This is a genomic window from Parendozoicomonas sp. 2304DJ65-17 (assembly GCF_058148445.1).
This window is the reverse complement of record NZ_JBYVJV010000001.1, coordinates 30,455-43,093: the sequence shown is the minus strand read 5'-3', so window position 1 is coordinate 43,093 and position 12,639 is coordinate 30,455. Positions and strand designations below refer to the sequence as shown.

Here is a 12,639-nt window from a genome sequence, read left to right as displayed (position 1 = left end):
AAGTAAAGATTTGAATTAGTTTGCCTTAGGTGGCTCGTCGTCATTCAGGCGGGCAAAAACAAGTTGATCGTAGAACTCATCATTCTTATAAATATTCTTTCGGAACACACCTTCCAGCTGGAAACCACACTTCTGCAGAACTTTCTGTGAAGGAACATTGTATTCCATAACATCAGCGAAAATACGCTTGAGGCCTTTTTCTTGGAAGCAGTGATCCACCATCCAGGTTACTGCCTTGGTCATTAAACCATTACCCCAGTAAGCCTCTCCGATCCAGAAACCGATCTCGGCGCTGTAGCGGTGAACATCAGGCTGAATCACTATGCCAATTTCACCAATAGCTTCTTTGTTATTAGCGATCACAAAACGATTCTCAGCTTCGTTATCGCGAACATACTGAATCCAGTTGCGAGCCATTTCTATGGTGTAGGGGCTGGGAAAGCACTCTCTCTGGTTAATAGCGATATTAGGGTTGTCGCCATTACGGGAGAGGCCAGAGGCATCCCCATAAAGAAAGTTACGAATTAAAAAACCATCACCCAGCGGCTGTTCCATAGCCTGAAAATCCTGCAGTTATCTACAGGATATGTATCGGCTGGGATAGGGGAGTAGTTAGTTATTTCCTATGCTGGTGGTGCTACTTTGAGACTGGTTTTCAAGGTTGTTGTAAACGGCTCCGAGGATATCCCACTTATGCTTCACCCACTCTGGAGCCAGCAAATATTGGTGCACACCAGAGCCCGTGAGACGATGGAATAAAAGGTCATCGGGGGCGGTGAGGATAATCTCAGTCAGAACCCGAACATAATCATCCATCGCCAGTTCCTGAATCTCTCCCTTGCTCCACTGCTTGGCCATCTGTGTGCCTTTAACAATATGTAGTGGATGAACCTTGATGGCCTTCACGCCAAGGTCAAGAACCTTTCTATAGCTGATCAGAGTGTCTTCCGGCTTTTCACCGGGAAGCCCCATAATCAGATGAGTGCAGATATTCAGGTTGAACTTACGACTGCGAATAACGGCATCTTCATAATCTGCAAAGGTATGTCCGCGGTTGATGTGTTCAAGAGATTCATCAAAGCTTGATTGCAGACCCAGCTCCAGCCAGATTTCGTAACCCTGCTCCTGATAACCTGCCAAAAGCTCCAGTACCGGATCAGGTACGCAGTCCGGACGGGTGCCTACACATAAGCCGATGACATCAGGCTCGGCCAGAGCTGCGTCGTAGAGTTTTTTCAGCTGCTGAAGATCGCCATAAGTGTTGGAGTACGACTGAAAGTACGCCAGAAACTTTTTGGCCTTGCGAACTTTGGTCACTTTTTCGCGGGCTGCAGCCAGCTGCTCGCTTACCGAAAGCTCACTGTTAGTGCTGCCGGGGCTGAAAGATCGGTTGTTGCAGAAGGTGCAGCCGCCTATGCCTTTGGCTCCATCCCGATTCGGGCAGGTGAATGCAGCATTTACCGAGAGTTTATGGATCTTCTCTCCATATTTGTTCTGGAGGTAACGACCAAAAGTATTGACGTAGCGAGTAAGATCCATAGAGCAGCATTCACACAGGTAAACCGGAGCGCGGACGTTACCCGTTATTTTGCTGATCGACTATGAGGATATGTGCGGAAGGGGATGAGTGGTTAAGCAGCCTTTAAGGCTGCTTACGCATTTTTTCGAGCATGTTTTTAACAATCTTCTTGGCGTCTCTTTCGCAGGCCTGACGGGTTTTGGGAGTCAGGGCCGGAACACCTTTCTGATCGATGATTTTACGGGCAAGTTTGCGGGCAACAATGGCAACAACTTCATCCATAAAGGTGTCATCAAAAATGTTGCGATCAACAAACTGGAGCTGTACGAGCATCTTCTCGCGGCGCTTGCCCTGCTCATTAAAATGAATAGCGAAATCGCCACTGTCTGAAGTGCTCTGGCTGATTGTCAGAGTAAAGTGCTCACTGCTCATGGCCATTCGCCTCTGTGATCTCATAACCAGATTTGTCGGCACAGGAGCAGGGCACTTTACGAAGGAATCACTTATCTTTCACAGACAGGTAGCGAGTCATCACCAAATCTCTGGGGTTGTCGTACCAGCCTTGTACTTTCGGGCTCACAAGAGATGGAGACACGTAGTAGTAAAGCGGCGCTACAGGGGCATCCTCGGCCAGGACCTTCTCCATTTCGATAAATAATTTCTGGCGGTTTGTGCTGGGAATATTCATTTTGCTCAGCAGTACGTCATAAACCGGGTTCTGGTATTTCGGCTTATTACTGCTGCTGTTGCTGGCGAAAATAGAAAGCATGCTGGCTGGATCATTGAAGTCGGCCACCCAGGATGCTCTGGCGACATCAAAGTCTTGCTGGCGAATACGGGCAAGAACAGATTTCCATTCCATATTTTCCAGAGTGACCTCGGCACCAAGGTTGTTTTTCCACATACTGGCAGCAGCAACGGCGATTTTTTTTCGGGAGTCGCTGGTGTTGTAGAGAAGGCTTAATTTCAGCGGGTTATCTGGGCCGAACCCTGCTTCTTTGTAGAGCTTCTTGGCTTCTGCCAGGCGCTGTTCCCGAGTCATTGTTTCAGCCGCTGGTTTGTAGGCGGGCATATCGCTCATATAACCGGGAGTAAAGTTATAAGCAGGCACCTGTCCCTCTCCCAGGACTTTGTCGGTAATCAAGTCACGTTCAAGAGCGAGGGAAAGAGCTTTTCGTACCCGTGCATCATTAAACGGCTGTCGGCGGGTATTAAATGCGTAATATTCCGTCCCCAGCATATGGGTAATATGCAGCTCATCCGAGTGAGTTATTTTTAGTTTTTCGTAGAAGTTCTCTGGAATATTCAGGGTCATATCCAGATCGCCGGATCGGTAGCGATTCAGTGCGGCTGTCGCTGATGTCAGGGGATAATAAGAAACAGTGCGTATTTCAAGGCGTTCGTAGTCGGGATGTTTTGGGTTAGCGACCAGTTCCATTTTTTCATTTACTACCCAAGCTTTCAGTTGGTAGGGACCATTGCTGACCAGGTTTTTGGGGGCGGTCCAATTAGCTCCATATTCTTCAAGAACACTTTCAGGAATCGGGTAGAGGATGGGCATGACCAGCATTTGCAGTAGCCAGGGAACAGGTTTTTCCAGCTGAACCTGCAATGTGTGATTGTCTGGTGCAGAGACTCCGAGTTCGGTAGCAGCTTTTTGGCCGTTAACGATGGCTCTGGCATTGATGATTTCCATCATTTCCAGGTACCAGGCGTAGGAAGCGCCTGTTTCAGGAGCCACAGCTCTCTGCCAGGCTCGAACAAAATCTCCGGCAACAACCGGGCGGCCATTGCTCCATTGGCTGTTACGCAATTTGAAAGTCCAGGTCAGGCCATCCTGAGATGTAGACCAGCTCTCTGCCTGTGCGGGAACAATATTTCCTTCCGGGTTCCTGTGTACCAGACCATCAAATAAATCCCCGGCAACACGCATACCTGGCAACGTGTGGATTAACTGAGGGTCGAGAGATTCAGGCTCGGAGGAGTTTGCCCTGTTCAGATGTGATGCGTTGGAAGCCCATAAGGCTCCGGTGGAACACAGGGCAAACAGGCTCAAAATTAGACTCAGGAACAGTCTCATTGGGTATCTCTGCATTGATAGCTAGTCTTATAGAAAATACCTGCCATCTGGCATATAGCCAAATGGCATGTGAAATAGCGATTCAGGGAGGCAGCTATGAGCTCAATTAATCCAGGGGTACAACCCGGTAGTGGTCAGGTTGGAGGAACTCCGGGCAGTACTCCAGCCTCCCCTCAGGGGAAAGTTGCTGGAGCGGATACCGAGGCTTTTGACGATGCCATGGAAAAAAGCGCTGATGGCAAGGTCAAAAAGGATGCGGAGAAAGAAGAGCTGCTGACTCCTGAGCAAGAGTTGCGGAAAATGATGTCTCAGCAGGTGGTTCAGCAAATTACTGAGAGATCCAAAGAGTTCAACCAGGAAATTAAAAAGAATTTCGAAGGCTAAAATCAGCGTTTAACCGGAATTGGCTTGCCTTCGTTATCAATGGCTACGTAGGTGAAAATGCCTTCAGTCACCTTGATTCGCTCCTCGTTGTAAGGCAGCCCTTTACTCCAGACCTCTATACGAATGCGCATAGATGTGCGGCCTATCTTGATAATATCTGTATGGCAGCAGACAACTTCACCAACAGCTACCGGATGGTGGAAGCACATAGACTCAATGGCCACTGTGGCAACCCTTGCGTGACAGCAGTCTTTGGCCGCTAACCCACCGGCGATATCCATCTGCCCCAGCAGCCACCCGCCAAAAATATCACCGTTTGGGTTTGTATCTGCTGGCATAGCCAGAGTCCGCAAGGACAGCTCTCCGCGAGGTGTGCTCATGGGAAATGCTCCGAAAGGAATAGAAAAACATTGATTGAGGTGAAGCCTAGTTGATCCCTGCTTTTGCACTCAATGCGTTCTTTTACCAATACACCTCTTGTTCATGCCGTTTTTCTGGTTTTAATTCCAAATTATCTAAACACAATTCTCATGCTTCTTTCTGTTATAAAGATGGAAGCTTGAAACCTGACTTTGGCTCGTATACTTAAAAGGTAGTCTGAGCTGAACTGTCATTTTTCAGGTTCAGCTTGGCCAAACCATGGAAGAGGTGTACATGGCTGGTCAGGATGCCAATATCTACCGATTAGACTCTTTAAGAGAGCATCCCCCTCCCGATTCAATCCCGGAGGGCGTCGTTCCTTTACGATGCCAAACTGAAGATCATTTTCGAAAGCTTCTTCCTCTTCTTTTCGATCAGACTGATGACACTCTGTTTTCCATGGCCGGGCATGCGACTCTTCATGGTGAGCAAACGTTGCTGTTCGATGGCATGCGTTCCCTTCGTATGCAAAAGCAGGGAATCTATGAACGTTTCTTTTCTCGTCTCGGGGAATGGTTTGAACCTGGGAGCCATTTAGGTGAGTCGGAAGACACTCAACGGCTGGCTTCAGTAGAGACAGAAGATCTCTCATTAATTGCAGAAGAAGACCTTGAAGAGAAACTGGCGATCGCTGGTATTCTTTCCCGGGTTCAGCAGGGAGATGTGGGAAAGCAGTTTCAGGCACTAAATAAACGGTTGTCTTCTCTTTACTCGTTGGCTGAAATTCCTCCCTCCTGCTGCCCTGTTGGCCCTGTTCCTGCGGCCCGGTGTTTTTTGGCTGCGGCAGAACCTTTGGCACTGCCTCTAAAGATACGTCTGGTTGTTTTGAAACTCTTTGAACAAACCTACCTTTCCACCGCAGAAAATTTTTATCGACATATGAACAACGGGCTAAGAGATGGCGGTGTGTGCCCGGATTTTGAGAAGGATCTGAAAACAGGCCGGGCTTATGAGGCTCGCAAAGCCAATGGTTGTTTTGAACCTCCCGAGCCAGTGGAAGAAGAGAAAGCTACTCAGGTTATAGCCATGCCAGAGAAGGCAGTTTTGGCTAAGGGATTGGAACTTAAAGAGAGTTCGAAAGTTACTGAGCCTGTCTCTGTAATCAATCAGCCGGAGCTGGTGGATATTCTTTCCGTGATTCAATCCAGTCAGCCTGCTATCGAGTCGGGAGAACCAGTGACTGCCGATTCCGGACTACGAACAACAATGAATATAGCTTTGGCCGGAATGCAGGGTGGCAAAGCGCTTCAGCAACATGACAGTGAGCTGATTGATATGGTCACGATGTTGTTCGAATTCATCCTTGATGATCACGATATTGCAGACAACATCAAAATATTAATTGGGAAACTGCAGGTTCCGGTACTGAAACTGGCCCTTCTTGACCCGGAGTTTCTAAGCAAGCGTTCCCATCCTGCACGACAGTTACTGAATGATCTTTCCAGTGCTGGTGTAAGGGTAACAAGGCAGGGAGCAGCGCAGAACAAACGTTTATGTCGTGAAGTTGAAACTGTTGTGATGACAATTTTAGAGGAGTTCACCTCAGATACCTCCCTATTTGAGAAGGTATTAAATAACTTCCAGTGTTTCCTTGAAGAAGAGCAGAATCGGGTTGATCGCTTTAATAAGCGTCAGTTCGAAGCTGAGGATACCCAACATTGTTCAGATCAGGCGCGCGCGGAAATTCAGGCATCAATCAATAGTGTTATTGGAGACAGAGTCCTTCCAGAAAGTGTTGATTCACTGATCTACGATGTTTGGAGCAACTATCTGTTCATTCTTTATCAAAAACATGGCCGTGAAAGTGATGTATGGCAGCAGGCTCTAAAGGTTGTTGATTATATAGTTTCCAGCCTTGAACCTTGTTTAACCGAAGAAGAACTAAGGCACAGGGAAAAACTCCTGCCAAAGCTCTATGAAGCTATTGAACTCGGCTTCCAGAGTTTGTCCTACGATCCGTTTCTTGCAGATATGCATCTGAAAAAACTGAAAGATGTCCATCAGAAACAGCTCCTGCAGAAGCCAAGCAGCAGAGATACAGGTGATCATGAAATCATTCGAGCTATGGCAGAGCTGGATAATATTTCGTTAGACGGCGAAGAGACACTTCAACAGGAAGAAACTGAAGATTTTGATATTGATCTTTCCGGTGAGGCTGGTAATCCTGAAAACTTATTGGGCTTCAGTGAGGAGGAGAAAGCTTTAGGAGTTAAGGTTCAGGTTGATTTCAATAGCAGACTGCAGAGTTGGGAAAACTGTATCGAAGATACAAATACCAAGATTCTGGAACAGATAGCTAGTGGAGAATTGGATTGTGATGAAGAAGTGATTCTTGAATCGACTGATGACAGTGAGTTCGATGATTTCGATGAAGTTGATATTGTTGACCCATCAGCTTTAAAAGTTGGCTCTGAAGTCGAGTTTGTTGGGAAAAGTGGAGAGGTTCGCTGCCGGGTTGCAGAGATTTCTAACAGTGGAAGCCTTATTTTTGAAAACTCTCACGGCCTGAGGATTGCCGAAAAAACCACAGAAGAGCTGGCACGCTACGCAAGAACCGGTGCTTTGAAGCATGTGGTTGCAGACTCTGGTGATGACCTTGTTTTTGACAGAGCTTTGCAATCGGTATTCGAAAATTTCAAACAACTCAAAGACCGGCAGATAAATTTTTAACTCTCCCCCGTGCATCAACCCTCACCTCTGGGATATTCTTATTTTCAGTTAACTCGAACTTATTTCTGCCTATGAAAATTGTTGATGGCTGGCTGGTTGAAAGCGAAAGTCAGAATGTTGAACACTGTCCCAGCCCCAATTTTAATGAGCGCCCTGAAAGTAAAGAAATAGAATTACTGGTGATTCACAATATCAGTCTGCCTGCTGGTCATTTTGGTGGCCCTTATATCCGTGATTTATTTACCAACTGCCTGGATCCGCAAGCCCATGAGTCCTTCCCTGAGATCTGTCACTTGGAAGTTTCAGCTCATCTACTAATTTCCCGTGATGGCTCCATTACCCAGTTTGTGAGCTTTGATAAAAGAGCCTGGCATGCCGGTGTTTCATCATGGCAGGACAGGGAAGGTTGTAATGACTTTTCCGTGGGTATAGAGCTGGAAGGGGCAGACAATGTTTCTTATGAAGCTGTGCAATATAAGACCCTTCAACAGGTCACTAAACTGTTGATGGGTATGTATCCGAAGTTGACGCCCAATACGATTACCGGCCACTCAAATATTGCTCCCGGTCGTAAAACTGACCCCGGCCCTGCATTTGACTGGAAAGGCTACCTTTCCGGCATATCCTGATCCCGTTTGCTGGCTATAGTGCATAGACAAGCTGTGTTTTGCTGATCTTGACTGTGAGCCATGGAGACGGTTGTGCTGAATCTGGATGTATTGAAAGACGTTGTTGGCGATGACCCGACTCTTATGATGGATATGCTGCAGAAATTCATAGAAACAACCCAGGAAGACATGCAGAACCTTCAGGATGCCCTGGCTGCTTCCAACAGCAGAGATGTCGCCAGCTTTGCACACCGTATAAAAGGTTCCTGCTTTGTCGTTGGTGCCTCGGAGTTGGCTGAGATTGCTGATGCTCTGGAACAGGATGGTCGTCAGGATAAAACCTCAGACTTTCCTGTTCTTGCCGAGAAAATTTCCAGTGCGTTTCGCGATGTGCGTCAGGCTATTGAAAAACTGTAGTTTCTGATTGTTACTTCACCTTCTTAACTTCTTTCCCCGTGTTATGATTGCCCCCAGCTTTTTCAACGATTAGATAACAAGAATGAGTTCCGACACTGGGCAAGATCAAAAGCTTGTGCAGCATCTTGAAGGGTGTGCCCATGAGCGACATGGTTCTCTGCAAAAACTGTATTCCATAACTTCTGCGAATCTGTTTGCAGTTTCCCTGCGTATCCTGAAAGACAGAGAGCAGGCTGAGGATTGTTTGCAGAATGCGTATATCAAAATTTGGAAAAACGCAGGTAGTTACGACATTACCAAGGCGCGGCCTATGACTTGGATGAACACGATTGTGCGCAACCAGGCATTGGATATGCTGAGGCGGAAAAAAGTGCAGGAAGTCAGCGATGATGATCATATTCACCAGATTGCTGACACAGCTCCCGGGCACGAGGAGCAGCTGGCACTGTCCCGGGACAGTTCCAATATGCACAAATGTCTGGCTGATTTATCTGACCAGCAACGGGTTTGTATTGAGCTGGCCTATTTTGAAGGATTAACCCATCAGGAAATGTCTGAACAGTTGGAATTTCCGCTGGGTAGTGTGAAAACCTGGATAAGAAGAGGTTTAGCGAGGTTAAGGACATGTCTGAGTGGAATTTAAGCGATCCTGATGATCGCAACGAAGCTGCTGCGGAGTATGTTCTTGGACTTTTACCGCAGACAGAAAAAGCACGTTTTGAAGCATTATTAGCAGTCAGCCATGATGCACAGCAAGATGTGCGGAACTGGCAGGAACATCTGAATATTCTTAATGAGAATCTTGTTCCTCAACAACCGCCTGCCAAGGTGTGGAAAGAAGTCAGTAAGGCGACGAAACCGGAATCCTTCTGGAGCAATCTGCGATTCTGGCAGGGAGCCAGTGTCAGTATGGCTCTGGCAGTTGTTTTCACGGTGATGCTCTGGTTCCAGAGTGGCGTACCGGGTAATGGAATGGACTATGTGTATGTGGTTCAGGGGCCTGGTGAGCAAACCGAGTGGATTGTTAATGCTTCCATGAACCGGGATAAGGTTTATGTGGAAGCTGTACAACCGGTTTCTCTTCCCGACGGAAAAGTGTGTGAACTCTGGCTGATGGTTGCTGGACGCGAGCCGGTTTCCCTAGGAATTCTGCCCAAAATGGGTGTGAACGAGGTAGTCATTAACCCTGAATGGCGAGAGGCTCTAAAGAATTCACCATTGGTCATCACTCTTGAGAAACCCTCTGGAGCTCCCAATGGTTACGAAATGGGGCCTGTGATGAACAAAGGTAAGTGGACGCCAGTAAACAAGGCTTCAGACTATTTCTAACGGCCAATCTAATCCGGCAATTTCTGGAAGGCTTCGCAGTGGTAACGAGAACACTGCATGCCTTCCGGCCATTCATCTTCTGCTAACCCTGCCTTGCGTTTCAGGTGGCTGAGAAAGTCCTCAGTCTTTAGGAGTTGTTCCCATACCTGGGGCAAGAATGTTGCTCTGTGCCCCAGCCCATCATCAATAATTAATCCATCAATATGAGGCTGCAATTGTTGTAGCAAGTCAGCTTCACTATGGACATTCATAGCTTGTACAGGACTTAAAACAGAGACTTCTACTGTTAAGGAGTTGATCTCCTGTTCGGTGACAGGAGCAAAGCGCCAGTCTCTAAACGCTGCAGATAGCGCATTTGAAATAACATCGTCTTTTAATGTGCGATGAGCTTCCAGCGAACCAATACAACCTCGCAGATCATGGCCTTTATGCAGGCTAACAAAGCAAGCTCGCACCTCCTGAAGAAAATCTTCTTCTGGAACATCAGGGTTTACATCTTCAGCTTTTACTCCTTCACATCCGAGCCTGATGCTTTGGCTGGCAAGATCGAGAAGAATCTTCTTCTGGTTGTCTGTGTACACGACGATTTGTCTCTTTATTGTTGGGAGGGTTATCTAATGAAGAGCAAAAGCACCGTAACCAACAACACGACCATGATTGCCAGCAGTATCTCCAGAGTTCCTTATATCAAGAGTCTCTACTTTCAGACCTTTCTCTCGAGCCAAAGTCAGAAGACCGTTGAGGGGGCGGCAACCGCAGGCTTGTTCTCCAGTTAAAGTGTTATCAAGAGCTTCAATGCCATTCACCGTATTCTGGTCAATCACTTTGGCATCGTCATAGTTATGGAAATGACTAAGATCTGTACTGATAACAATAAGTGTTTCCGACCCGCCCCAGAGAGTTCCCAGAACTTCAGAAACTGCAATTGGATCAGCTTCGCCAACAACTAGAGGTAAGAGTTTAAAGTTTTGAAGGCACATCTGAAGAAATGGCAGCTGTACTTCAAGAGAGTGTTCAAGTTCATGGGCAGCTTCCAGCACTTGCACCTGACTCAATGACAGAAGCTGTTCTGCTAACTCGGTATTAATTTCAATAGCCCCTAATGGCGTATGAAATACAGAGCTATCAGGTAAGGCTAAACCTCGCAAAGGTGTTCGATGAGACGGGCCAAGCAAAATCACCTGTTCAATTGGGTGAGGATATTGTTCAAGTAATTTATACGCTGATGCTGCAATTTCGCCGGAATAGATATATCCGGCATGGGGAACAATAAGAATGCGGGAGGATAAGTCTCTTGCAGAAGCATTAGCCAGCAGGCTGGCAATAGTTTCTTTCAAAGATGTTTTATTGGCCGGATAAAAAGAACCGGCTACAGCGGGCTGGCGTACAGACATAGTCTAAATCCTATTCCCAGGCTGTATAATTATAGGTACCACGGATTCACCTCACCAGAGCAGATCTGGCGGGAGGTTAATTATGAGCAGCGTGTGTACTTCTCAAATGATTGAGAGCCCTCCTGATTATTGGCCAACGGAATACTGGCACGAGCTTGATGATGGCCGTATTCAATGCGATGCCTGCCCACGGGCCTGTAAACTTAGAGAAGGGCAGCAGGGGCTCTGTTTTGTTCGAGCTAGACACAAAGATGCCATAGTGTTGACCAGCTATGGCCGCTCCAGTGGCTTTTGTATTGACCCCATCGAAAAGAAACCTTTGAATCACTTCCTGCCCGGCACGCCAGTTCTTTCCTTCGGTACTGCCGGTTGTAACCTCGCCTGTAAATTCTGCCAGAACTGGGATATGAGCAAATCCCGGGAAATGGATATTCTGGCGGATCAGGCAATGCCAGAACAACTCGCGGAACGTGCGGTTGAAATGGGGTGTCGCAGCTTAGCCTTTACTTACAACGACCCGGTGATTTTTCTGGAGTATGCCCGGGATGTGGCAATCGCTGCGAAAGAGCGAGATATAAAATCTGTTGCCGTTACAGCCGGTTATATTTGTGAAAAGCCAATGGTTGAGTTTTTCAGCCATATGGATGCCGCCAATGTTGATCTGAAAGCTTTTACAGAAATCTTCTACAAAAAGATTTGCGGCGGCTCTCTGGTACCAGTTCTTGAAACCCTGAAGTATCTCAAGCATGAAACCGATGTCTGGTTTGAAATCACGACATTGCTCATTCCCGGTGAAAACGACAGCGATCGTGAACTCGATGAGATGACATTATGGATTCAGGAGCACCTTGGTTCTGATGTTCCTCTGCACTTTACGGCGTTCCATCCTGACTGGAAGATGATGAACCATCCATTAACACCTGCAAGTACGCTGACAAAAGCCAGAAACATAGCGAAGAAAAATGGTTTGCATTACGTATACACAGGAAATGTCCACGACAGTGATGGCGGCAGTACCTGGTGTAGAAAGTGCGGGCAACGACTGATTGAAAGAGACTGGTACAGGTTGGGAGAGTGGCAGCTGGATAATCAGGGATGTTGTTCGGGGTGTGGTGAAAAGCTTGCTGGCGTGTTTGAAGTACAACCCGGAGTATGGGGGCCGCGTCGTTTACCAGTCAGAATGATTTAAGGTTTCGCCAAAAAATACGACTTTTGTATTAGGCGAAGAGAAAAATGAAAAAAAATAATATTTTTTCATTTTTCTGGGAACTTTTTAGAGAACACAGTGTCTGAGTATATGAGAGGGCGATAAAGTGATCCTTTTCCCCTCACAATCTCCTTGTGTGTGTTTGGTATTTTGGCTTTGTTAGTGTGTGGCGAAGCCAAAAATTTTAACCCCGGTTCGATCCCCCGAACCGGGGTTTTCTTTTTCTGGGAGGAAGTACGACTTTAGTCTGATATGTTTTCTCAGAAATCGGAGCTCAAACAACTAGCTCAAAACTACAGCTGTGCCGCTGATACTTACCATCAGCATACTGCCTTTCTCGCCAACAACCTCGTAATCCAGATCAATGCCTACAACGGCATTTGCTCCCAGTTCCTGTGCGCTGGCTTCCAATTCCTGGAAAGCGGCTTCACGGGCTTTGGCCAGTTCTTTTTCGTAAGCGCCGGAGCGACCACCAACGATATCGCGAATGGATGCAAACAGATCACGAAAAATATTGGCACCAACAATGGCTTCACCAACTACAACACCTTTGTACTCGGAAATGCTCCGGCCTTCTACAGAAGGGGTCGTCGTTTTCAGCATTGGAATGT

15 protein-coding genes are annotated in these 12,639 nt (G+C 47.0%); 7 read left to right on the top strand and 8 right to left on the bottom strand.

The features are described 5' to 3' along the window. Positions 1-15: 15 nt before the first annotated feature. The 4 genes from ACY2RR_RS00220 to ACY2RR_RS00205 all read right to left on the bottom strand — a co-directional run bounded on the left by ACY2RR_RS00220 (position 16) and on the right by ACY2RR_RS00205 (position 3,599). The gene (locus ACY2RR_RS00220) at positions 16-555 is read right to left on the bottom strand and encodes a GNAT family N-acetyltransferase (protein ID WP_490106113.1); all 540 of its coding nucleotides are present in this window, start codon (positions 553-555) and stop codon (positions 16-18) included. A 57-nt stretch (positions 556-612) separates the two neighbouring features. After that, positions 613-1,539, bottom strand: a complete 927-nt coding sequence (gene mnmL / locus ACY2RR_RS00215; RefSeq protein ID WP_490106112.1) for a tRNA modification radical SAM protein MnmL/YtqA — start codon at positions 1,537-1,539, stop codon at positions 613-615. A gap of 103 nt (positions 1,540-1,642) precedes the next feature. Then, complete coding sequence (locus tag ACY2RR_RS00210; protein ID WP_490106111.1) at positions 1,643-1,951, bottom strand: hypothetical protein; 309 nt, start codon at positions 1,949-1,951, stop codon at positions 1,643-1,645. Between the two features lie 67 nt (positions 1,952-2,018). After that, complete coding sequence (locus tag ACY2RR_RS00205; RefSeq protein WP_490106110.1) at positions 2,019-3,599, bottom strand: peptide ABC transporter substrate-binding protein; 1,581 nt, start codon at positions 3,597-3,599, stop codon at positions 2,019-2,021. Between the two features lie 96 nt (positions 3,600-3,695). Here ACY2RR_RS00205 and ACY2RR_RS00200 point away from each other — a divergent pair, with 96 nt between their 5' ends. After that, the gene (locus ACY2RR_RS00200) at positions 3,696-3,983 is read left to right on the top strand and encodes a hypothetical protein (protein WP_490106109.1); all 288 of its coding nucleotides are present in this window, start codon (positions 3,696-3,698) and stop codon (positions 3,981-3,983) included. A 2-nt stretch (positions 3,984-3,985) separates the two neighbouring features. Here ACY2RR_RS00200 and ACY2RR_RS00195 read toward each other — a convergent pair whose 3' ends face one another. Beyond that, positions 3,986-4,363, bottom strand: coding sequence for an acyl-CoA thioesterase (locus tag ACY2RR_RS00195; RefSeq protein ID WP_490106108.1), 378 nt, complete (start codon positions 4,361-4,363; stop codon positions 3,986-3,988). Between the two features lie 274 nt (positions 4,364-4,637). On the opposite strand from ACY2RR_RS00195, the gene ACY2RR_RS00190 reads away from it, so the two are divergent. The 5 genes from ACY2RR_RS00190 (at position 4,638) to ACY2RR_RS00170 (ending at position 9,427) form a co-directional block, all read left to right on the top strand. After that, positions 4,638-7,073, top strand: coding sequence for a DUF1631 family protein (locus ACY2RR_RS00190; protein WP_490106107.1), 2,436 nt, complete (start codon positions 4,638-4,640; stop codon positions 7,071-7,073). Between the two features lie 71 nt (positions 7,074-7,144). After that, entirely contained in the window at positions 7,145-7,702 is a 558-nt protein-coding gene (gene ampD / locus ACY2RR_RS00185; protein ID WP_490106106.1) for a 1,6-anhydro-N-acetylmuramyl-L-alanine amidase AmpD, read from the top strand. Positions 7,703-7,774: 72 nt separating this feature from the next. Then, a complete protein-coding gene (locus ACY2RR_RS00180; protein WP_490106105.1) occupies positions 7,775-8,098 on the top strand; it encodes an Hpt domain-containing protein in 324 nt (107 codons plus the stop codon). Between the two features lie 82 nt (positions 8,099-8,180). Then, positions 8,181-8,741, top strand: coding sequence for a sigma-70 family RNA polymerase sigma factor (locus ACY2RR_RS00175; protein WP_490106104.1), 561 nt, complete (start codon positions 8,181-8,183; stop codon positions 8,739-8,741). Continuing rightward, on the top strand, positions 8,723-9,427 hold the full coding sequence (locus ACY2RR_RS00170; RefSeq protein WP_490106103.1) for an anti-sigma factor: 705 nt from the start codon (positions 8,723-8,725) through the stop codon (positions 9,425-9,427). Before ACY2RR_RS00175 ends, ACY2RR_RS00170 begins: the two co-directional genes overlap by 19 nt. Before the next feature lie 8 nt (positions 9,428-9,435). Here ACY2RR_RS00170 and amrA read toward each other — a convergent pair whose 3' ends face one another. Beyond that, positions 9,436-10,008, bottom strand: a complete 573-nt coding sequence (gene amrA, locus ACY2RR_RS00165) for an AmmeMemoRadiSam system protein A (RefSeq protein WP_490106102.1) — start codon at positions 10,006-10,008, stop codon at positions 9,436-9,438. A 33-nt stretch (positions 10,009-10,041) separates the two neighbouring features. Further along, on the bottom strand, positions 10,042-10,821 hold the full coding sequence (gene amrB, locus ACY2RR_RS00160; protein ID WP_490106101.1) for an AmmeMemoRadiSam system protein B: 780 nt from the start codon (positions 10,819-10,821) through the stop codon (positions 10,042-10,044). Positions 10,822-10,903: 82 nt separating this feature from the next. Between amrB and amrS the strand changes: the two genes are divergently transcribed. After that, positions 10,904-12,010 (top strand): AmmeMemoRadiSam system radical SAM enzyme, encoded by a 1,107-nt coding sequence (gene amrS, locus ACY2RR_RS00155; protein WP_490106100.1) that lies wholly within the window; start codon positions 10,904-10,906, stop codon positions 12,008-12,010. Positions 12,011-12,310: 300 nt separating this feature from the next. Here the strand turns inward: amrS and ACY2RR_RS00150 are convergent, their stop codons facing one another. Next, on the bottom strand, positions 12,311-12,631 hold the full coding sequence (locus ACY2RR_RS00150) for a heavy metal-binding domain-containing protein (RefSeq protein WP_490106099.1): 321 nt from the start codon (positions 12,629-12,631) through the stop codon (positions 12,311-12,313). Between the last annotated feature and the right edge of the window lie 8 nt (positions 12,632-12,639).